This window comes from Gemmata algarum, from assembly GCF_034097035.1.
In the GTDB taxonomy this organism is placed as follows: Bacteria; Planctomycetota; Planctomycetia; order Gemmatales; family Gemmataceae; genus Gemmata; species Gemmata algarum.
Genome location: NZ_JAXBLV010000213.1, coordinates 1 through 22,549, shown reverse-complemented (window position 1 = coordinate 22,549; position 22,549 = coordinate 1). Strand labels below are relative to the sequence as shown.

General features: G+C 69.1%; 12 protein-coding genes. 8 read left to right on the top strand and 4 right to left on the bottom strand.

Features of this window, described 5'->3' with window-relative positions:
- Positions 1-43: 43 nt before the first annotated feature.
- Positions 44-361 (bottom strand): hypothetical protein, encoded by a 318-nt coding sequence (locus R5W23_RS25395; RefSeq protein ID WP_261189713.1) that lies wholly within the window; start codon positions 359-361, stop codon positions 44-46.
- 160 nt (positions 362-521) lie between these two features.
- Here R5W23_RS25395 and R5W23_RS25390 point away from each other — a divergent pair, with 160 nt between their 5' ends.
- From R5W23_RS25390 to R5W23_RS25360, 7 genes are all read left to right on the top strand, one after another.
- Positions 522-3,044 carry a DUF1549 and DUF1553 domain-containing protein gene (locus tag R5W23_RS25390; protein WP_320688772.1) on the top strand — a complete coding sequence of 841 codons (2,523 nt, stop codon included), beginning with the start codon at positions 522-524 and terminating at the stop codon, positions 3,042-3,044.
- 478 nt (positions 3,045-3,522) lie between these two features.
- Positions 3,523-8,175 carry a DUF4347 domain-containing protein gene (locus tag R5W23_RS25385; RefSeq protein WP_320688769.1) on the top strand — a complete coding sequence of 1,551 codons (4,653 nt, stop codon included), beginning with the start codon at positions 3,523-3,525 and terminating at the stop codon, positions 8,173-8,175.
- A 340-nt stretch (positions 8,176-8,515) separates the two neighbouring features.
- Positions 8,516-10,015: a sulfatase family protein gene (locus tag R5W23_RS25380; RefSeq protein WP_261189710.1), complete on the top strand. Its 1,500-nt coding sequence runs from the start codon at positions 8,516-8,518 to the stop codon at positions 10,013-10,015.
- 15 nt (positions 10,016-10,030) lie between these two features.
- Entirely contained in the window at positions 10,031-10,570 is a 540-nt protein-coding gene (locus R5W23_RS25375; protein WP_320688767.1) for a PepSY-associated TM helix domain-containing protein, read from the top strand.
- The gene (locus R5W23_RS25370) at positions 10,567-11,052 is read left to right on the top strand and encodes a hypothetical protein (RefSeq protein WP_261189708.1); all 486 of its coding nucleotides are present in this window, start codon (positions 10,567-10,569) and stop codon (positions 11,050-11,052) included. The genes R5W23_RS25375 and R5W23_RS25370 overlap by 4 nt, the downstream gene beginning before the upstream one ends.
- Positions 11,053-11,123: 71 nt before the next feature.
- The gene (locus R5W23_RS25365) at positions 11,124-12,569 is read left to right on the top strand and encodes a sulfatase family protein (protein WP_320688766.1); all 1,446 of its coding nucleotides are present in this window, start codon (positions 11,124-11,126) and stop codon (positions 12,567-12,569) included.
- Positions 12,566-13,573 (top strand): DUF3592 domain-containing protein, encoded by a 1,008-nt coding sequence (locus R5W23_RS25360; RefSeq protein ID WP_320688764.1) that lies wholly within the window; start codon positions 12,566-12,568, stop codon positions 13,571-13,573. The genes R5W23_RS25365 and R5W23_RS25360 overlap by 4 nt, the downstream gene beginning before the upstream one ends.
- A gap of 18 nt (positions 13,574-13,591) precedes the next feature.
- On the opposite strand, the gene R5W23_RS25355 is transcribed toward R5W23_RS25360, so the two are convergent.
- The 3 genes from R5W23_RS25355 to R5W23_RS25345 form a co-directional block, all read right to left on the bottom strand.
- A complete protein-coding gene (locus tag R5W23_RS25355) occupies positions 13,592-15,562 on the bottom strand; it encodes a protein kinase domain-containing protein (protein WP_320688762.1) in 1,971 nt (656 codons plus the stop codon).
- Positions 15,563-15,587: 25 nt separating this feature from the next.
- Entirely contained in the window at positions 15,588-16,226 is a 639-nt protein-coding gene (locus R5W23_RS25350) for a peroxiredoxin family protein (RefSeq protein WP_261189704.1), read from the bottom strand.
- Positions 16,227-16,298: 72 nt separating this feature from the next.
- Positions 16,299-20,465 (bottom strand): PAS domain S-box protein, encoded by a 4,167-nt coding sequence (locus R5W23_RS25345; protein ID WP_320688761.1) that lies wholly within the window; start codon positions 20,463-20,465, stop codon positions 16,299-16,301.
- A 288-nt stretch (positions 20,466-20,753) separates the two neighbouring features.
- Between R5W23_RS25345 and R5W23_RS25340 the strand changes: the two genes are divergently transcribed.
- A complete protein-coding gene (locus tag R5W23_RS25340; RefSeq protein WP_320688760.1) occupies positions 20,754-21,629 on the top strand; it encodes a WD40 repeat domain-containing protein in 876 nt (291 codons plus the stop codon).
- Positions 21,630-22,549 lie beyond the last annotated feature (920 nt).

Below are 22,549 nucleotides of genomic sequence, written 5' to 3'. Positions count from 1 at the left end.
ACGCGATCGACCGCCCACGCGCGAACCGGGTCGAATCTCAAAGTTAGTGTTCGACCTGAAACCACTCGCTCCCGCTGGCCTCGTACTTGGTGTACGTGTCGTCAGGATCAACGGGCGCCACTTCAACGCCACCCGCGCGAAGGGCATCGGCCAGCGGTTCGGCCGCCGCGACCTCCACCATGTACTGACGCGACACCCGCCCGCCCACGAGCTCGAACGTCACCGCCTCGGCGTAAAGTGCTTCGTAGGTGTCGGGTTGCGTGCGAAGCAGGTGCGACCAGAACGCCGTCAGGCGCGACTTGAACGCCGGTTCCGGTTCGTCGGCGTTGGCGAGCAGCGTCAGGCACAGGTATTCGGTCATCGCTCAGGTCCCCGGGTGAGATGGCGGGCGCCCTCACCACTGTTTGTATTGCTCCCCCTTGCACTTCGGTCGGGCGTGAGCGACAATCACACCACCTGCCGAAACTCTCGCTGCTGATCCGCCCGCCCCGCCGAGCTAACCCTATCAGAGGGTCTCTTCCATGCAGACGCGATCCCGCCTCTGGTCGCTATTTGTCGCCGCACTGGTTGCTCCTTGCGCCCTTGCCTCCCGAACCGACGCCGCCGAGATCAACTCCGCCGACGTAAAGAGCATCGCCGTTTACCCCGCGAAGGTGACGCTCATCGGCGCCGACGACGCGGCGCAACTGATTGTGACCGGAACGCTTGCGAGCGGGCAAACGGTGGACCTCACCGCCGAATCGCAGTACTTCGTGGCGGACGGCAAATCGGCCACGGTGACCGCCGGGCGCCTCGTGCCCAAGGCCGAGGGCACCACGGACATCGCGATCACTTTCGGCGGCCGGGCCGCGCGGGTCCCGCTGAGCGTGAAAAGCGTGGGCGAGAACCTGCCGCTCAACTTCACGAACCAGGTCGTGCCGGTGTTCACGAAGCTCGGGTGCAACTCGGGCGGGTGCCACGGGAAGCTCGCCGGGCAGAACGGTTTCCGGCTCTCGCTCCTCGGGTTCGAGCCGGACCTCGATTACGCCACCCTCGTAAAGGAAGCCCGCGGCCGGCGCCTGTTCCCGGCCAGCCCGGACGCATCCCTCTTCCTGACGAAGGCCACGGGGCGCGCCCCGCACGGCGGCGGCAAGAAGATGGAGCCCGACAGCGACGAGTACAAGCTGGTGCGGCGCTGGATCGCCGCCGGGATGCCGTGGGGCGAGGAGAAGGACCCGAAGGTCACGCGGATCAGCGTCTACCCCGAACACCGGGTGCTGAGCCGACACGGCAAGCAGCAGTTCGCGGTGTACGCGCACTACACCGACGGCGCCGTCGAGGACATCACCCGCCGGGCGCAGTACGAGAGCAACGACACCGAGATCGCGACCGTCGATGAGCGGGCGCAGGTCCGCACGCTCGGGATGAGCGGCGAGGCGGCCATCATGGCGCGGTATCAGGGCATGGTCGCGGTGTTCCGCGCCACGGTCCCGCTGGGGGTGAAAACGCCCGCGTGGGAGTTCGCCGAAAAGACCATCGTTGACAAGTTCACCGCCAAGAAGTGGCGCGAACTCGGGCTGGTGCCGTCGGACCTGTGCAGCGACGAGCAGTTCATCCGCCGCGTGTTCATCGACATCACGGGGACGTTCCCCACGGCGAAGCAGGTCACCGACTTCGTTGCGGACAAGGACCCGGCGAAGCGTGACAAGCTCGTGGACGCGCTGGTGGAGACCCCGGAGTACGCGTACTACTTCGCGAACAAGTGGGCCGACATCCTCCGCGTGAAGCGGCGCCAGGAGCTAAACCGGGCGCAGGGCACGTTCGCGTTCCACGAGTGGATCCGCGAGCAGGTCGCCGCGGACACGCCGTACAGCGAGTTCGTCCGGGCCATCGTCGCCAGCACCGGCGACGAGCGGAAGTCCCCGCCGACCGTGTGGTACAAGGAAATCGACAAGGCCGAGCAGTTCGTGGACGACGTGAGCCAAGTGTTCCTGGGCCAGCGGCTGTCGTGCGCGAACTGCCACCACCACCCCTACGAGAAGTGGTCGCAGGACGATTACTGGAGTCTGGCGGCGTTCTACGCCCGCGTGGGGCGGAAAGAGGCGCGGCTCCCGAGCGCGGACCCGAACCGACAAGACAACCGCGTTCAGACGGTCTACATCCGCACCATAGGGAACGTGACCAACAAGCGGACCCAGAAGCCGGCCGAGGCGAAGCCGCTCGACGGCGACCCGATGACCATCCCCGTGGACGAGGACCCGCGCCAGAAGCTGGTGGACTGGATGGTGTCTCCCAAGAACCCGTTCTTCGCGAAGACAGTCGCGAACCGGTACTGGGCGCACTTCTTCGGCCGGGGCATCGTGGACCCGCTCGACGACATGCGGATCACCAACCCGCCGAGCAACCCGGAGCTGCTCGACGCACTCACGCAGAGCGTGATCGACAACAAGTACAGCCTGAAGGCGCTCATCAAGACGATCTGCAAGAGCCGGACGTACCAGTTGTCGAGCGCGCCGAACGAGTTCAACAAGCACGACAAGCAGGCCTACGCCCGGTACTACCCGCGGCGGCTCCAGGCGGAAGTGCTGCTGGACGCGCTGTGCCAAGTGACCGACAGCCCGTCGCGGTACAACGGGCTGCCGGCCGACAAGAACGCCCCGAACCGCGCGATCATGCTGCCGGACGAGTCGTTCCAGTCGTACTTCTTGGACGTGAACGGACGCCCGCAGCGGATCAGCGCGTGCGAGTGCGAGCGGGTGAGCGAGGCGAACCTAGCGGCCGTGCTGCACATGCTCAACAGCGACGAGGTGCAGGGCAAGATCAGCCGCGGCGGCGGTCGCGCGGACCGGCTCGCGAAGGCCGATGACAAGCGCCTCGACGAGGAGAAGGTGACGGAACTGTTCCTGTCGGCGTTCTCACGGAAGCCAACGGCGGACGACCTCGCGACGGCGATCGAGCACATCAAGAAGTTGGAGGCGAAGAGCGGAGCGGCCGGCAAGAAGACCGCTTACGAGAACATCCTCTGGGCGCTGGTGAACACCAAGGAGTTCTGGTTCAACCAGTAGTGCCCGGAGCGTTGTCGAGCCCTCATTGTGCCCGCGGGCCGAAACCCGCGGGCATTTTCGTTTCGCCCGCACGAGCTGCATGAAACGGAACGTTGCCGCAACATTCCGCCAAACAACTGATGAATATGCCGCTACCTTTTGCGGTCCCGCCACAAAACCGTAACCGATACACGAACCGCACGTTCAGTCACGCACAAGTCCGCAAGCAATCAGCAAGCCGAATTGAGACCACATCATCGCGACGCAAAGCGAGCACGCAAAAAGTGTTAAGTGGTAGCGATCCTTTACAGGAGCGGACCGTTTTTTGATGCGCGAACGAGATCCTGACATAAGGGCGCTAACCGTGTCGAAACAACGATTGTGGCTGCGGGGGCTGACGTCTTTGGTTCGCGCATGCGCCCACGGGGGCGGGTCGTCGCGGTCGCAAAGCGTCCCCCTTCTCTCGTCTCGCATCGAGGTGCTCGAGGCCCGAACGGTTTTGAGCCACGCCGGCGGCATCACCTCGCACTTCGCGCCGGCCCCTTCGGAACGTGTTGCTACCCGGCACGAACTGGTGGTGGTCGATCCCCACGTTGCCGACTGGCAGTTTCTGGCCGCCAGCGCGAAGGCCCAAGGGCGCACGGTTCTCGTTCTGAACGCCGAACAAGACGGCATCGCCCAGGTGGGCGCCGCGCTGGCGGCCGGCTCAGATTGGACCGGGGTTCACTTCTTCTCGCACGGTAGCGCCGACGGGTTCCAGCTCGGCGGATCGCAAATCGACCGCGCCCGGATCGGGTCGTACGCGGACGAGGTCCGGCAGTGGCGCGGGTCCCTCGCCTCGGGTGCGGACCTGCTCTTTTATGAGTGCGGTCTCGCCGGCGGGAGCGCGGGGCGGTCTCTTCTGGACGACTTCCGCGCGTGGACCGGTGCGGACGTGGCCGCGAGTACGAACGTCACCGGGGCCGCCGCGCTCGGCGGGGACTGGGTGCTCGAGTACCAGCGCGGTGCGATCGAAACCGGCTCACCTCTTACCGCCGCGGAGCAAGGCGCGTACGCGGGGACGTTTGCCACGTTCACAGTGACGAACACCGGCGACAGCGGCGCCGGCTCGTTGCGACAGGCGATTGCGGACGCCAACGCGGCCGACGAGGCGGACACAATCGAGTTCAACTTGTCCAATGCCGATCCCAATTTCAACGCCATGACCGGCAAGTGGACGATCACGCTCGCTTCGGCGCTGGATGTGGTCACCGAACAGGTGACGATCGACGGACGCACACAGACCGGTTACGCCGGGGCACCGCTCGTCGTCGTGAACGGCAGCGGCATCAACAGCAACGGCATCGATCTGGGGATCGGTTCCTCCGGCAGTACAGTTCGGGGCCTCGTCATCAACGGCTTTTCCGGCGCGGGCGTTCACATCGCCAGCGCGAACAACTTCGTCCAGGGCAACTGGATCGGGTTGAACGCCAGCGGAACAGCCGCGGCGGCCAACACGACCGGAGTGTTACTGGACAACGCCAGTGGGAACACAGTGGGCGGCGCCACCGCGGCAGACCGGAACGTGATTTCCGGTAACGGGGAGGATGGCGTTTCCGTTTCGGGCGCGATGGCAACCGGAAACACGATCCTGGGCAACTACATCGGGCTCGATCCCGCCGGCGTAACGGCGATCGGTAACAGCTACAGCGGCGTCCTCACAACAAACGGCGCGACGGGCACAACGGTCGGCGGGACCGCCCCCGGGGCGGGCAACCTCATTTCCGGTAACGCGGAGTACGGGGTCCGGATCGAGGCGGACAACACGACCGTCAAGGGCAACGTAATCGGCCTCTTCGGGGACGGGAGCGTCTCGGCGACCTCGGGTAACCACATTGGTGGCGTTCTCGTCTCGTCGGCGAACAACACCATCGGCGGGACGGCCGCGCGGAACGTCATCAGCGGGAACGGCGGTGCCGGCGTCCACCTGCAAACCAGCGGGGCAACCGGGAACGTGCTTTTGGGCAACTACATCGGAACCGACACGCTCGGTTCCGCGGCCACCGGGTTCGGTAACATCCTCGGCATCCGCTTGAGCAACGGCGCGTCGGGTAACACACTGGGCGGGGCGGCCGCCGGGGCGGGTAACGTCATCTCCGGTAACTTGGACACGGGGGTGGACCTGAACGGCGCCGCCGGCAACACGTTACTCGGAAACATCATCGGCTTAGACGGTTCGGGAACAGTCGCACTGCCCAACTCGCAAGGGGTCACGTTAATCAACGCTCCCAACACCGTCATCGGCGGCTCCGCCGCCGGAGAAGGGAACGTCATCAGCGGAAACTCGCAGAACGGGATCGGCTCCGACGGTGACGGGGTGTCGGGCACGCGCATTCAGGGCAACTACATCGGCACCAACGCTGCGGGCAACGCCGCAGTCGGTAACGTGGGAATGGGAATCAGCATCGACACGTCTTCCGGCGCGCGGTCGACCGGACTCACAATCGGCGGCACCACCGCCGGTGCCGGGAACCTCATCTCAGGCAACACCTCCAGCGCCATACTGTTGCAAGCCGACAACACCCTCATCGCGGGTAACATCATCGGTCTGAACGCCGCCGGCACCGCCACGTTGCCCAACGGGGGCGGCATCATACTCGCGAGCGCGTCGAACAACACCATCGGCGGGACCACGGCCCTCGCACGAAACGTCATCAGCGGGAACCTCAACGAGGGGTTCCGCGTGTTCAGCGCGACTACGTCCGGTAACGTCATTCAGGGCAACTACATCGGCACGGACGGCGCCGGCTCGTCCGCCCCGGGCTTCGGCAACGGGAGCCACGGGGTCTGGTTGAACGGCACGAACAACACGGTCGGTGGTGCGGCGCCCGGGGCCGGCAACGTGATTGCCTTCAACAACGGCAGCGGGGTCATCATCGAATCGGGATCGGGGCAATCGATCCTCCAAAACAGTATTTATGGCAACACCTCCCTGGGCATCAATCTTGGCAACACTGTGACGAACGACGGCGCGGTGTCCGCTGGGCAGCCGAACCTGCTCACCGATTTCCCGGTATTCACCACCGCGAATTTGGTCGGGAGCACGCTCACCGTCGCCGGTTACGTCGGCAGTGCGGCCGGGCAGGCAACCTTCTCGAACAACCGTGTCGAGGTGTTCATCAGCGACACCAGTTCCGCCAACGGAAGCGGCCGGACGTACATCGGCTTCCTGACGACCGACGCGAGCGGCAACTTCAGCGGGTCCCTGAGCGTGGCCGGGCTCGGCCTGACGGCCGCCGACAGCCTCACGGCGACCGCCACCGACGGGAGCGGCAACACGTCCGAATTCGGCACGAACCGCGCCGTCAATGGTGCGCCCGTGGCGGTCGCGGACAGCGCGACCGCGGTCGAAGCGGGCGGATCGAGCAACGGCACCCCGGGGACCAACCCGCAGGGCAACGTCCTCACCAACGACACGGACCCGGACCCCGGCGATACGAAGGTCGTCTCCGGAGTGGTGGCGGGCGACGCGGGCAGCGCGTCGGGCAGCGTGGGCGTAGCCGTAGCTGGCACCTACGGTTCCGTCGTGATTAACGAGGGCGGCTCGTTCACCTACACCGTCAACAACGCCAACGCGGCCGTTCAGGCACTCCGCACGTCGAGCGACACACTGACCGACACGTTCACGTACACCCTCACCGACGGGGGCGGGCTCACGAGCACCGCACAACTGACGGTCAGCATCCACGGCGCCAACGACACCCCGACCGGTGGCGCGGTCGCGGCGACCGCGGCCGAAGCCGGTGGGCTCGACAACCTGACTCCCGGCCTGAACCCGACCGGCACCGTGTTCACGAACATTTCGGACGTAGACAGCGGCGACACCTTCACCGTCACCGGGGTCGCCGCCGGCGTCGCGGGTTCGGCGGCGGGCGCGGTCGGCTCACCGGTGGCCGGCGCGTACGGCTCGCTCACGGTCCGCGCGGATGGCACGTTCGTCTACACGGTCGATAACGCCAGCGCGTCCGTTCAGGCCCTGCGGGCCGGTGATTCCGTAACGGACACGTTCACGTACACCGCGGCCGACCTGGGTGGGCTCACCGTGACCGCCCAGGTGACCGTCACGATCCAGGGGGCCGCCGACGCCCCCGGGGCAGCCGTTCTCGTTGCCGGGGGCACGGTCCCGCTGAACGCCGTAGCCGGGACGGTCGTGGGCCAGGTGGCCGCTCCGATCGCCGACGCGGGGGCCACGGTCGGGTACGCCCTGGTGAGCAGCGCCAACGGGCTGTTTACGATCGATTCGAGCGGCCGGATCACCGTCGCGCCCGGAGCGGTGTTCGGCAGCCAGAACCCGGGAGCGTACAACCTGATCGTGCGCACCACAGGTTCAAACGGCACCGCCCGCGATCAGACGATCAGTTTGGGAGTTGAGGTGGGCGGCGCCGACCGGGCGGTGCCGCGGAACGGGCTAACCCCCGTACGGTTCGCCGACGGACGAATCGGCTTCCAGAACTCGGCCGGGCAACTGGTTCGCACGGTCGCCCCGCCGGCCGGTTACGGCTCGTTCCAGGTCGCGATCGTGCCGGACCGTAACGGCGACGGGATCGACGACCTGCTCGTCGGGGCGGGATCGGGGATCGGCTCCCGTGTCGGGATCTTCGACGGCGCGACCGGCGCCGAGTTGCTCACGTGGTCTCCGTTCTCCGCCAGGTTCATCGGAGGGGTTTCGGTGGCCTGCGGGGACGTGACGGGAGACGGCGTCGCCGACTTCATCATCGGCGCCGGCCCCGGTGCCGGCCCGCACGTGAAGGTGTTCGACGGCGTGACCGGGGCCGAGCGGGCCAGTTTCTTCGCCTACGACAGCCGGTTCCGGGGCGGCGTGTCGGTCGCGGTCGGAGACGTGACGCGCGACGGGTTTGCAGACATCGTTACGGCCGCCGGGCCGGGCACCGCGCCCCACGTCAAAGTGTTCTCGGGCCGGTTCGGCGAGGAGCTGATGAGCTTCTTCGCGTACGACAGGAACTTCTTCGGCGGCGTCCGGGTCTCGATTCGCGATGTCAACGCGGACGGGTTGCCGGACATCATAACGGAAGCCACCGTCACCGGCCGCACCCACGTAAAAGCCTTCGACACGCTGACGGGCGAAATCATCCAGAGTTACTTTTCCTCATGAGTAGGGACGCGCTCACCGCACGGAGGTGGTACCCGGTAAACCATTCACGCTGTTGCGAGCGGCCCGCGCGCTCGCAACCCGACCTCGACTGCCCGAGCACGTGTTTGGCAAGCCGGTAGGCGCGTTCTCCGAGTCGCCCCTCACGCTGATCGCACGTCTTTACGATCTCACCGATGCTCGTCCACGAGGTGCGGTCAACGCCCGCTTGCAGGGCCGGCCGCACAGTGAACTGCGTTATGCGGAAAATCAACCGGTGCCGTCCACTGCGATCCTGCGGCGCGAACGTTGACCTGTGGACGTTCCGCACCGACAATCACCGCTGTCGCTTCCGGAGGATCGTATGCGTTCCCTCTCCGCGTTCGTTGCGGTTGCTGCACTCGCGCTTCCTGGCGCGGCGGCCGATCCGAAGCCCCCGAACATCGTGTTCATCCTCGCCGACGATGTCGGGTACGGCGACCTCGGGTGCTACGGCTCCACCAAGGTGCGCACGCCGAACCTCGACACCCTCGCGAAGCAGGGCACGCGGCTCACCGACGCGCACAGCCCCGCCGCCGTCTGCACGCCCACCCGGTACGCGCTCCTCACGGGTCAGTACGCGTGGCGCCACGCGCCCGGGTCGCGCATCCTCAGCGGCGTCGCCCCGCTCAGCATCAAGCCCGACACGCTCACCGTACCCGCGTTCCTGAAACAAAACGGCTACACCACTGCCGCAGTCGGAAAGTGGCACCTGGGCCTGGGCGACAAGGAAACGGATTACAACGGCGAGATCAAGCCGGGGGCGCGCGAGGTCGGGTTCGATTACTCGTTCCTCATCCCCGCGACCGGCGACCGCACGCCGTGCGTGTTCGTCGAGAACGGGCGCGTCGTGAACTACGACCCCAAAGACCCGATCACCGTCAGCTACACGAAAAAGGTGGGCACCGAGCCGACCGGGAAGGAGAACCCGGAACTCCTCACCGTCCAGAAGCCGAGCCTCGGTCACGACATGACCATCGTGAACGGGATCAGCCGCATCGGCTGGATGACCGGCGGCAAAGCGGCCCGCTGGAAGGACGAAGACATCGCCGACGACATCACCAAGAAAGCGGTCGAGTTCATCGGCAAATCCAAGGACAAGCCGTTCTTCCTGTACTTTGCCACGCACGACGCGCACGTCCCCCGCGTGCCGCACCCGCGGTTCAAAGGCAAGAGCGGGCACGGGCTGCGCGGCGACTGCATCGAGGAACTCGACTGGTGCGTCGGCGAGGTCATCGCGGCGCTCGACAAGCACAAGCTCACCGACAACACGCTCGTCGTCTTCACCAGCGACAACGGCGGCGTCATGGATGACGGCTACGTCGACGGCACCGCAACCGACACGAGCGGTCACACGTGTAACGGGGCGCTACGCGGCTTCAAGGGCGGGCTGTACGAGGGCGGGCACCGCGTTCCGTTTATCGCGAAATGGCCCGTGCACGTCGCGGCCGGGAAAGTGTCAGACGGGCTGGTCTGTCACGTCGATCTCCTCAGGACCTGTGCAGGGATCCTCGGAAAGACGCTCCCGAGCGGTGCCGGGCCGGACAGCGTCGACATCTTCCCGACCCTCACGGCCGACCGGCCGACGAAGCCGTGCCGATCGACACTGATTCACCAGAGCGGCAACCCGAACGCCCTCGCGATCCGCAAAGGTGAGTGGAAGCTCATCCCCAACGAAGGGAAAAAGAAAGTCGGGCCGGAGCTGTTCAACCTCGCCGCCGATCCGACCGAACAAAAGAACCTCGCCGCCGACAAGCCGGAGGTGGTGAAAGAACTCGCCGCACTGCTGAAGTCGGTTCAAGAGAACCCGACCTCCCGGCCGTAAGCCGAAGGCGCCCCGATGCCGTTGAACCCCCGCGTCTTCTTCCGCAAGGTCCACCGGTGGGGCGCCGTCGTCGCGGCGGCGCCCTTCCTGCTCGTCCTCGTCACGGGCTGCCTGCTACAACTCAAGAAGGAAATCGCGTGGGTCCAACCGCCCACCAAAAAAGGCACCGGGAACGAGCCGACGGCACCCTTCGACGCCGTCCTTACGGCCGTGAAAGGTGTGCCCGAAGCGCGCGTGCACGGCTGGGCCGACATCGAGCGCATGGACGTGCGGCCCAAAGACGGCGTCGTGAAGGTGCAGTGCAAGAACCGGTACGAGGTGCAGGTCGATTTCCAGACCGCCCAGGTGCTCCAGGTCGAGTACCGGCGCTCGGACCTCATCGAGAGCTTGCACGACGGCAGCTTTTTTCACGACTCGTTCAAGGTGTACGTGTTCTTCCCGGTGGCGCTGGTGGTCGTGACGCTCTGGGCCACCGGGATGTACCTGTTCGTTCTGCCGCTCGCGGTGTGCTGGCGGCGCAAGAGACCCGCGCCCGACGCGCCGGGGCCGAAATGACCTCACTCCGCCGATTCGTCGTCGTTCAGCTCCTGATGGTGTGGCAGGGCGGGTTCCTGTTCTACACGTCGGCGGTCGTACCGGTGGGGACCGAACTCCTGGGAAAGGTCGGGCAAGGCTCGATCACCGCCCGCGTCACCGACGCGCTCAACGCGGTCGGCGTGGTCGCGCTCGCCGCACTGGCGCTGGACCTGCTACTGACCTCCGACCCGTCCCGGCGCCGGGCGCTGTCGCGGTGGGCGCTGTGGGTGCTCGCCGCGGTGTGCCAGGGCGGCCTCTTTTACCTGCACGCGGTGCTGGAATCCTACATGGACCCGGACCGCCGGGCGGTGATGGTGATCCCGCCGTTCTACCCGACGCACCGCGTGTACCTGTGGACCAGTACCGTACAGTGGGCCGCGTGCCTGCTGTTCGCGTGGCTCACGCTCCGGGCGTGGCGCGCGGAAGACGCGGAGCGCGTTCTGCCCGAAGCGAGGGCGTGAGCCCCTTCCCTCCTCCGGCCGGTCCGGTTGATCCGGTCAGCAACTTGTCCCATTCCAACGGGGTTCAAGCCGTGCGCCTCACCCTCTCCGCTCTCGTTGTGCTCACGGCGCAAGGGACGTGCGCCTCACGCGCCGCAGCCGCCGCGAGGCCGAACTTCGTGTTCATCACCTGCGAGGACATCTCGCCCAACCTGAGCTGCTACGGCGACCCGGACGCGATCACGCCCAACCTCGATCGACTCGCGAAAGAGGGCGCGCGGTTCACGCGCGCGTTCACCCACGCCCCGGTGTGCGCGCCGAGCCGCAGCGGGATCATCACCGGGCAGTACCCGACGACGCTCGGCTCGCACCACATGCGGTCGAAACTGACCCGAACGCCCCCGCTGTTCACGGACGACCTGCGGAAGGCCGGGTACACCGTGTGCTGGCCCACCGCGGGCGGCGGCGGGATCGGCAAAACGGACTTCAACTTCGACGTGCCCAAGGGCTGGGTCGATGTGACCGCCGACTGGACCAAGAGGCCCGAGCTGCTGAAGCCGCCGTTCTTCGCAGTGTACAACATCACCGTCACCCACGAGAGCCAGGCCCGCGCGACCCGCTTCCAGTACGCGAAGAACACCGCCCGGCTCAAGCCCGCCGAGCGCCGCGACCCGGCGAAGGTGCAGTTCCCGCCGTACTACCCCGACACGGTCCCGGTGCGGGACTGCGTGGCGACCTACCACGACAACGTCACCGCAATGGATTACCTGGCCGGCGACGTGCTCAAACTGCTCGAGGACCGGAAACTCGCGGACGACACGGTCGTCGTGTTCTACGGCGACCACGGGTGGGGGCTGAGCCGGGGCAAGCGCTGGCCCTACGACAGCGGGCTGCGCGTGCCGTTCATCGTGCGATGGCCCGGGCGCGTGAAGCCCGGCAGCGTCCGCGACGACCTCGTGTGCTTCCTCGACATCGCCCCCACCGTGCTGGCCCTCGCGGGGGCGGAAGTGCCCGCGCGCATGCAGGGGCGGGTGATGCTCGGCGAGAAGGCGCAGCAGGCCCCCAAGTACGTGTTCGGCGCACGGGACCGCATGGACGAGACCTACGACCGCATCCGCACCGTGCGCGGCGAGCGGTACCGGTACATCCGCAACTTCGAGCCGGACCTGCCGTACTTCCAGTACTGCAACTACATGGACGAGATGCCGATCATGCGGGAGTGGCGCCGTCTGGCCTTTGAGGACAAGCTCGACCCCACGCAAAAGCTGTTCATGAGCCGCACCAAGCCGAAGGAGGAGCTGTACGACCTCGAAACCGACCCGCACGAGATCAAGAATCTGGCCGGGAGCCCGAACGCAGAACTCCGGGCGGTTCGCCAAGAGATGTCGGCCGCGCTCGACAGGTGGATCAAAGACACGAAGGATCTGGGCGAAGTACCGGAAAAGGAACTCATCAAACGGGGCGTCGTGCGCGACGTGCTCGCGGTCGAGTACGACCAGCGCGTGAAGCTCCACCCGAAAACCCCGCCGGTGCCATGACCGACACCCCAGTCCGCGAACAAAGTCCCTTGCCCCGCGGCTGCGCCCACGTTTTCCTCGTCGTCTTCGTACTCTGCTGGACCGGGACGGTTCTGACGGCTGATGGTAAATTCGGCCGCGTACTCTACCGGCAGGCGCGCGCCGAGGGGTTCCCGCGTGCCGAGGGAACGATCACGCAGAGCACCGTCGAGCAGGGCGAGTCCTCTCGGCTCAATATTGCCTACTCGTACGAAGTGAACGGGCAAATCTACACCGGTACACGGTACTGGTACGGGGGCGTATCCAATTCTTCCAACTGGCAGCGGGCCTGTGACGAACTACCGGTCGGTGCGCGCGTACTCGTCGCGTACGATCCGGCGGACCCGTCAGACGCCGTCCTCCGCCCCGGACTGTTCGAGCCCCACACCGTACTGATCTGGTTCTTCACGCCGTTCAACATCGTCATGTTGGCCGGCTGGCTCATTCTGGCCCGAGGTGAGCGACCGGCGTTCGGCCCACATGTGTTCACGGTCACACCGAATGGCGTGCGAACGCGCCTGCCCGGTCTGAACCGCACAGGCGCGTTCGCGGGCACCTTGTTGGGAATCTCTTTCGTCGGTTCCTTTGTGTGGGGATGCGGGTGCGGTTTCAACCCGCCGCTGTTGCTCAGCGGGTACGGGTACCTCGCTGCGATCGCGTTCGCGGTCTGGGTCGCGATCCGTCACGTCACCCCTGTACTCGAAGTGAACCAGCTTGAGCGCGTGGTGCAAATCGTCACCGGACGGAAGCCGGTCGTAGTTCCGTTCGAGGCCGTTCGGGAAATCCGAATCCTGCACGAAGAGACGCTCGACTCCGATGCGGCAGACGGAAAGGATCACAAGTACCACTGCGAGCTTCGACACACCAACACGAACGAAGACTCGTGGGTACGAATCGCGACCTACAACGAGCCGGCTTCGGCCGAGGGGTTGGCGATGTGGCTCCGCGGCGAAGTGGGGCACCCCGAGCAGCCGAAGGCAAAATGAGTTTGCGACCTCGGGCGCCTACTCGTGCGGCACCAGTTCTTCGAGCAACCCGGCCTCGATCCGAACCGCTCCGTCGGTGAGCAGACGCACCTCGGCGGTACGCATCCCCGCATCCGGGGCGCTCCCGAGCGGGCGGTGGTTGAACCAGACCGACAACGTTCCGCCGGCCCGCTCGTACCTCAGTTCCAGGTACGGCGGTAAGCCCTCGGCGGCGCGGGCCGCGGCGGTCGGCACCGGCACCGGTGAGCCCAACGGCTCCGGCACCGCCGCTGGTGTCGCGCGTCTCCCGAACGTCGCGGTTCCCGCGGCGCGATTCAGCTCCACCACCCACTCCGGCGCGCTCCCAGCAACAGGTTCGCTCGTTGCCAAAACAGCCGTGACGTTCAGCGCCTTGTACGAATCGAGGGCGAGGGTCACACGAAAGTGCTTCGGCGCGTCCAGGCGCCGGGCGAGCACGCCCCACCCGACCAGCACCGGCTTCTTCTCGTCGTCCTGCGCCAAGTCGAGGTTGCGCCCGGTCCAGGGCAACACGCTCTTGCCGTCGAACAGCCCGATCTGCGTTCGGGCCACGTACACCGTCGGCTTCACCGGCACCGATGGCGCCGTCGGCGTCGGGCGCCCGAACGCACCTCCGAGCGCGGCCGCACCGACCGTCAGCGCAACCACCGCCGCCGCGGCGAGCGCGTACCCCCACCGCCTCCGGCGCGACGCCACAAGCCCCAACACCTGCGGGTCCGGTGTGCGGTCGCCGGGCGCGTCCGGCGCGGGCCGAACGGGTTGCTCCACGGCGAGCGGCAGCCCGGCGCTCGTGAACGCTCCGGCCAGACACGGCAAGGCATCAATCCGGGCAATCAGTTCGGCATAGTCCTGCGGCCGGTCGGCCGGGTCCGCGGCCATCATCGCGGCCACGAGGTCGGCCGTGTCGGTAGAAGAGGGCAGCGAGAGCCGCGGCGGCTCCGCCTTCTGGCGCATCACCTCGGGAACGGTTCGGCCGCCGAACGGGAACCGGCCGGTCAGCGCCTGGAACACCGTCGCGCCGAGGCTGTAGATGTCGGCGCGGCGGTCCACGGTGCCGCGGAACTGCTCCGGCGCCATGTACACTGGGGTGCCCAGGAACACCCCGGCCGCGGTCTGGGCCGGGTCCGTGTCGCCCGGGCCGCGGAGCGTGAGGGCCAGCCCGAAGTCGGTCACCTTCACCATCGGCACGCCGGGCGGGAGCGGGAACCCGGTCGGCGGGGCCACCAGAAACAGGTTCGCGGGCTTCACGTCGCGGTGGATCACGCCCGCCCGCGCCGCGTGGTCCAGCGCCGCGGCCGTCTGCCGCGCCAGGAGCCACGCGGCCCGCTCCGGAAGCGGCCCGTCCCGCTGGAGCCGCTGGGCGAGGTCCTCGCCGTCGAGCAACTCCATTGCGAAGAACGCGCGCCCGCGGGTGTGCCCGCAGTCGTACACGGTCACGATGTTCGGGTGCTGGAGCCGGGCGAGGGCGACCGCCTCCTGGTCGAACCGGGCGAGCGTGTCCGGGGCCGTGCGGTCCGCGACCCGAACGGTCTTCAGCGCGACGACCCGATTGAGGCGGGTCTGAATGGCGCGAAACACGACCCCGCACGCGCCGGTGCCGAGGACGCCGGTCAGCTCGTACCCAGGGACCGATTCAAGCGGCGAAAACGAGGCGGACGGCGGCACCGCACCGGGCGCCGGAACAGACGCCACGGGGTCCGACAGGCCGGGGCTCACGGCGGCCACGGTTTCGACCAACCGGCGCGCCGGTACGGCCGGGAACGCGAGCCACGCGACGGACGCGGCCGGAACCCAGCGGGCGCCGTCCGCGCTGACGCGGTCCGCCGGCCCGAGCCGCCCGTCCGCGGCGCGGGCGCGGAGTTCGGCCGCGGGGAGCGGCCCCTCTGGCTCACCGGCCTCCGGCCGAACGAACCAGTCGCGTGGGGTGGCGTGCGCGTCCGGCCCGCGGGCCGTGTCCTCTGGGTGGCTCATGTGTGACGTACCCGCCGGTCCCCGGTCACGGCCCCGCCGCGTTCAACTTGTCCAGCCGGGCCAGGAGCGACGAGACCGAGGGCCGGTCCGTGGTGCCCTCCCCGACGAACGCGAACACCGCGTTGCCGCTCTTGTCCAAAATGTACGTCGACGGCCGGGCCCAGTCCCCGGCGATCCCCAGCGCGGTCACCGCCTTCAGGTCGGCGTCGCGGAGCAGGGGGAACGGGAGCCGCTCGGTCCCCGACGCGCCCCCCACCCGCCCCTGGGCGAGGAAGTCGGGCACGCGGTCCGCCGGCCCCGGGAACACCATCACGACCTCGGTCTGCCGGCTCTTGAACTCGGCGTGGTTCGCCGCCAGCGCGTTCACCTGCGCCAGGCACCCGGGGCAGAACCTCCCGCCCGGGAACTTGGGCAGCCCCTTCACCACCACTAGCAGAACGTTCGACGTCCCGCGGAACGAGGTCAGATCGACCGTTTTGCCTTCCATATCGAGGAACTTGAGCGGGATCTGGTCCGGGGCGACGGCGCGGTTCGCCTCCCGGTCGTGGAACGCGGCGGCCACCGCGTCCAGGCGTTCCTGCGGTAGGGGCGTGGGGGCCGACGCCCCGCACCCGGCGAGCGCGGCGAGGAGGGCACACAGTCCGGCGGCGGGGACGCGACGCATGAGAGCTCCGTCGAGAGCGGTCCGGTGCCGGTTAGTTTATACGCCGGCCGGTCCCCCGCGGATTCCCGCGGCTCACTCCGCGCGGTCCATCATCTCGCGCACCTTGCGGGCCAGCACGGCGGGCGTGTACGGCTTCTGCAGGAACGCGTCGGCGGCGTCGGAGAGGCCGTGGCGCAGCACCACTTCGTTGGTGTACCCGCTGATGAACAGGACCCGGAGCCCGGGCCGCCGGTCGCGGAGCGCGTCGGCCAGTTCCCGCCCCCCGGTGTGCGGCATCACCACGTCGGTCACCAGCAGATCGATCCCACCCGGGTGCTGGTCGGACAGCGCCAACGCGGCCTCCGCGCCGCCGGCCGCCAAGACCGTGTACCCGCACCCCTCGAGCGCCCGCCGGGTGACCGCGCGGACCGCGTCCTCGTCCTCGACGAGCAGCACCGTCTCGGCGCCGCGGGCCGGCAGGACCGGGGCCTCGGCCGCCGCCCCCGCCGGCCCGACCGCCGCCGGGAACAGCAGCGTGAACGTGCTCCCGGCGCCGGCCGCGCTGGTCACGCTGATGTGCCCCCCGTTCTGCTTCACTGCGCCGTGGACCACGGCCAGCCCCAGGCCGGTGCCCTTCCCCACGCCCTTGGTGGTGAAGAACGGCTCGAACAGCCGGGCCTGTACCGCGTCCGACATCCCGCATCCGGTATCCGCGACCGTGAGCCGCACGTACCGCCCCGGGCGCAGGTCCGGGTCGTCCGGCAGCTCGTCCGGGCCGAGCGCCACGGCCCGCGTCTCGATCGTGAGCCGGCCGCCGGTGGGCATGGCGTCGCGGGCGTTCACCACCAGGTTCAGGAGCACCTGTTCGAGCTGCCCGCGGTCGGCCCGCACCCGGGCCGGCTCCGGGTCGAGGAGCTGGGTGACGAGCACGTCCTCGCCGACCAGCCGGATCAGCTTGGCGGTCTCGGCCACCAGCTCGCTGAGGTCGAACACGGTCGGCTCGATCATCGCCTTGCGGCTGTACGCCAGGAGCTGCTGGGTGAGCCGCGCGGCGCGCTCCCCGGCGGCGCCGATCTCGCCCAGCGGCCCGCGGCGCGGGTCGTCCGCCGGCACGTCCCGCAGGAGCAGGTCGCTGAACCCGTTGATGACGGTGAGCAGGTTGTTGAAGTCGTGCGCGATGCCGCCCGCCAGCCGCCCCACCGCCTCCATCTTGAGGGCCTGCTGGTAGTGGGCCTCCATCCGCTTGCGGGCGGTCACGTCCTCGGTGTACATGACCAGCCCGGCGACCGCGCCGTCGGCCCGGCGCCACGGGCGGACCTCCCAGCGGACCCACTGCGCGGTCCCGTCGGCCCGGTCGAACCGGTCCTCGTCGCACCGGCCCTCGCCCCCCGCCAGGCACCGCCGGTGGACCTCCCGCAACCGCTCCGGGGTGTCCGGGAACAGGTCGTAGTGGCTCAGCCCGGTGAGGTCCCGGTCGCCGAGGTTGTAGTCCGTGAGCCACCGGCGGCTGGTGCGTACGTACCGCATGTCCCGGTCGACCAGCGCGACCGCGGCCCACCCGTGGTCCACGAACAGCCGCAGCTGCCCCTCGCGCTCGCGCAGCTCCTGCTCCGCGCGGTGCCGCGCGGTCACGTCGCGGATGATGGCCGTGAACCGCCGGTCCGCCCCGTCCCCCCAGTGGGCCAGCGCGATCTCGACCGGGACCTCGGCGCCGTCCTTGCGCGCCCCCGGCGCCTCGATGACCCGGCCCCGCACGCGGGACGGGGCCGCCGGGTCGAAGGCGGCCAAGGCGTTGCGGTGCTCGCCCGCGTGCCGCGCGGGTACCACCAGCCCCACGTCGCGCCCGACGGCCTCCCGGGCGGTCCACCCGAAGAGCCGCTCGGCCCCGCGGTTCCACCCCAGAATGGTGCCCCGCCGGTCCGTCGTGACGATCGCGTCCGGCGCGGCCTCCACCGTCTCCCGGTACCGCTCCTCGCTCTCCAGCAGGCTCTCCTCGACCAACCGCTGGTCGGTGATGTTGGTGTGCGCCACCACCACCTCGCCCCGGCCACGGCGGAGCGGGGTCACGTTCATCTGGAACCACCGCCGCTCCGTCGGCGAGTGGCACGCATACCCAAAGCTGACCCGGTCGGCGGTCCCCTCGAACACCTGTCGGATCGCGGCGGCCGCCGCGGCCGCGTCCGGGCACGCCGGCGCGCTCCGCCCGCACACGTCCAAATAGTTGGTGCCGACGCCGGCGTCCGGGACGCGGCCGTCGGGCAGCCGGTTCCCCTCGGCCATCGCGCGCCACGCCGCGTTGACCGCGACGATGGTGCCGGACCGGTCGAGGACGGCGATGTACGCGGTCATCGAGTCCAGGACGGCTTGAATGAACACGGCCTGCTCCCGCAGCGCCTGTGCGGCCCGCACCCGGTCCGTCACGTCGCGCACGGTCACCTGGACCGCCGGCGCGCCCCGGTCCTCGCACGCGACCGCGCTCACCTCGGTGTCCACCACGCCCCCGTCGAACCGGACGAACCGGCGCTCGGACAGGGGCACCGGGCGGCCGGCGGCCAGTTCGTCCAGCGCGGCCCGGAACGCCGCGTGGTGGCCCGGGTGGATCAGGTCGGACGGGGCCAGCCCCACGAGCCGCTCCGGGGACCCGGCCCCGAGCATCCGGGCCAGCGCCGCGTTGGCGAAAGTGATGCGCCCGGCGCGGCTCACGGCGATGCCGTCGCTGCTGGACTCCACCAGCGCCCGGTACCGCCCCTCGCTCTCGCGCAGCTCGCGGTCCGCGCGGTCGCTCTCGATCGCCACCCGGGCCAGTTGCTCGGCCCGCGCCACCACCTCGGCGAGCCGGGCCGGCGACACGCCGGGCTCACGGGCGTACACCGCGAACGTGCCGAGCACCGGCCGCGCCGCGGTGCCCCGCTGGGTGCCCAGGATCGGAACGGACCAACACGCCCGCAGCCCGTGGGCCAGCGCCAGCTCCTTGTAGTCGGCCCACCGCGGGTCGGTCGCGATGTCGGCCACCAGCGCGGGCTCGCGGGTGAACGCGGCGGTGCCGCACGACCCGACCGCCGGGCCGATGACAACGCCGTCGATGGCCGCACAGTACTCGGGCGGCAGGCGCGGGGCGGCCCCGTGCCGGAGCCGTGTGCCGTCGCGGTCGAGCAGCAGCACCGAGGCGAGCGTTCCGGTCAGCTCGTGTTCGACCAGGGCTGTCACCTCGGCCAGCACGTCGGCCAACGGGCTCGCGGTGGCGATCCGCTCCAGCGCGCGGTTCTGCCGCGCCAGGAACGCTTCGGCCCGCTTCTGCGCGGTCACGTCCACCATCACCCCGCGGAGGCTCGCGACGACCCCGCCCTCGACCACCACCGTCACCAGGTCGCGCACCCACACCACCCGCCCGTCGGCCGCCAGAATCCGGTACTCGAAGTCGTGGCTCCGGTGCTCGCGGGTGGCCACGAGGCAGAAGGCCGTCGCCCAGTCCCGGTCGTCCGGGTGCAGGTGGCGCACCCAGAAGTCGGGCTCGGACCACTGCGCGACCGGGTACCCGAGGAGCCGCTCCGCCCACTCGCTCACGAAGGTGAAGCGGAACGTCTGCGGGTCCACCTCCCACACGATGCCGCCGACCGAGGCGACCAGTTGCTCGTACCGCTGCTGGCCCGCCCGCAGCGCCTCCTCGGCGCGCTTGCGGGCGGTCACGTCGCGGGACACCCCGACGACCCCGCACACGGCCCCCCCCGCGTCCCGATACGGAGCCTTGTTGGCCAGGTAGGTGCGGGTCACCCCGGCGGCGGTCACCTCCTCTTCGGCCGTGTGCGGGCGCCGGGCCTGCATGACGAGCGCGTCCCGGGCGCGCAGCAGTTCGGCGCTGGGGCGGTCGAGCAGCTCGAAGTCGTCGCGCCCGACCACCTCCGCGACCGGGCGCCCGAAGCACTCGGCCCCCGCCCGGTTGATGAGCAGGTACTTGCCGGTCCGGTCCTTCACGAACACCGCGTCTGTGGTGCCGTCGGCGACGGCCCGGAGCAGGTCCAGGGCGCGCGCGAGGGTGCGCACCTCGCGCCGGACCAGCCAGTACATCAGCCCGGCCGACAGCGCGATGAACGCGGTCCCCTTGAGCGCCGCGGCCCAAAACACGTCACCGGCCCCCGGCTCCAGGGCCAAGAGGACGCGATCGGACAGCCAGACCCACAGCAGGCCGAACAGCAGGTACACTCCCGCGACGCGCGCGGGCGACGCCCGGTGAGCGGTCCGAAGGGGTGCGTTTTGGCCCATCTCGGGCCTCCATAAGCGTGCGGACCGGGGAGGGAGTGGTCACGCAATAAGTTATCCTAGACGCCACCCGTCCGGGGCGGAAGCCGCTTCCGAGCCCTGGCCCACTTCGCGCGGCCGGGCGCGCCGGCGCCCGCCATGAATCCTAGGACGAACTCTGCCCGGTGCTCCCAAGATCGCACCGGCGCTCAACGCCGACGGGCGCCGACGTTCCGGGCGGGCCGCGCGTGCGTGGACGCGACCCCGTCGCGGGTCCCCCCACCTCGCCGTCCCTCACCGCGCAGGAGCACCATGAGTAGGCACTTTCCAAGATTCGCGGCCGCGCGGCTCTCACTGGCCCCGGCCCTGACCGGCCCCGCGGCGGACGAGGATCGGTACGGCGATCCCCTGCCGCGCGGCGCGACGGGCCGCCTCGGCACGGTTCGGCTCCGGAGCAACTCGTACGCGGCCCCGGTCCCCTCCTCGGACGCCAAAACCCTCTACTTGGCCAGTTCGCTCGGCAGATTCCGACTCCTCGACCCGGCCACCGGCGCGACCGTCGGCACGCTCCAGGAGCAGCCGCCCGGCACATTCGTCGCGTTCTCCGCCGATGGGAAGCGCGGCCTCCAGGCGACGCACGACGCGGTCATCGTGTGGGACGCCGGCAGCGGCAATGTGCTGGCCAAGGTCACCGCGCGTGCCCACAGCCGCGAATGCAGCGCGGCTCTTTCGGCCGACGGCTCGGTGCTCGCGATCGGTGGGGCTCAGCTCGACTGGTGCCGATTCTCTGCGCGATCACGCGGCCGGTGCGAGCGTGGTGAGCAGTCGCTCTCGCACGCGCGGCGGGAGTTGATCGAGAGCCGCGTCCGCTCCGGCCTGTGGCAAAAGTGCTTCGACCCAGAGCCACCGGCGGACCGCCACCCGCGCATCGGAGAACGTAGTGACGGTTTTGCCGATCCATTCCACGCTCCCGGTTCGTTTCGCCCCGGGCCGTGCGTGGAACAGGGTCGCCACCACGGTGTACAACCCGAACAGAGGGTCCCCGCCTGCGGGGCAGGGGCGGCCCGCAACACGGTCTTCTCGCGCCACCACGGGGGGCTCCAGGCCCAGCTCCGCGCGCCTCTCTTGGGGCGTGGTCTCGATGTTCCAACGACCGCGGTCGTGGCCGATCACGGCCGTCGGCCCTAGGCTCGTGTCGGTGGTGAAGACGTACTCGTCCCGATGGGTACCGGTAGTGTATCGCACGAACACCCACCGCAGCGGCACCCGCCCGCGACTGGTCTTGTACCCGTGACCAGTGCCGTCGGGGGCCGGAACCGTCCGCTTCCCGCTCCCCGTACCATCCGACCTCCAACCGGTCGAAGGTCTTGGCGGTGGCGACGGCGTGGCGCGGCTGGGGTCGGGCGGCCCTCTTCACTCGAGGCCGCCCCGTAGCCGCACACGGCGGGGGCGGTTCGAACCGGTTGGCGTCGGGGTGCAACGTGCTGACCAACGTCAGCCGCGCGCGGTGGCGGTAGCAGAACCGCGTGACCTCGTGGGTTCCGTACCCCGAATCCCCGGCGAATACGAACGTTCGGTCCGGGAACCGGATCAACAGCCGGCGCAGCCGCCCGCACAGGATCCGGGCCGGGGTGCGATGCCATCGGTTCCGCTTCTGGTCGTCCTCGCTGATCGGTACCAGTCGATGAGCGCCGGTCGGGTCCACGGGCGAGTGCCGAACGGGCACTTCACCAGCACCGCCAACACGACCCACGTGTGGCCGTATCGGAGCGCGGTGTCTGAGTGAGACGTGCGCACCGGGTCCCGGTGCCGGGCCGTACACGTGTGGCCCGTTGTGCCCGTCCACCGTGTCATCACCGACCCGCATCACCGGCCCATTGGGGGACAGGTGGTCGAGCACGAATCGCACGAACGCGCACCCGGACCCAGACCCGGGCGCGAGTGAGTACACCCGCTGGTACTCGGTGGGGTGCCCCGGTGCCAGAAGTCGGAGCGTGCGCAGCAGGTTCGCCGCGGTGCGCCGCCCGGTAGTCACCCGCGCCCCGACCAACAGAACCGAGAACCGCGTGTACGTCGGGCTCGTGAAGTGCCGGTCGAGGACCTGTACT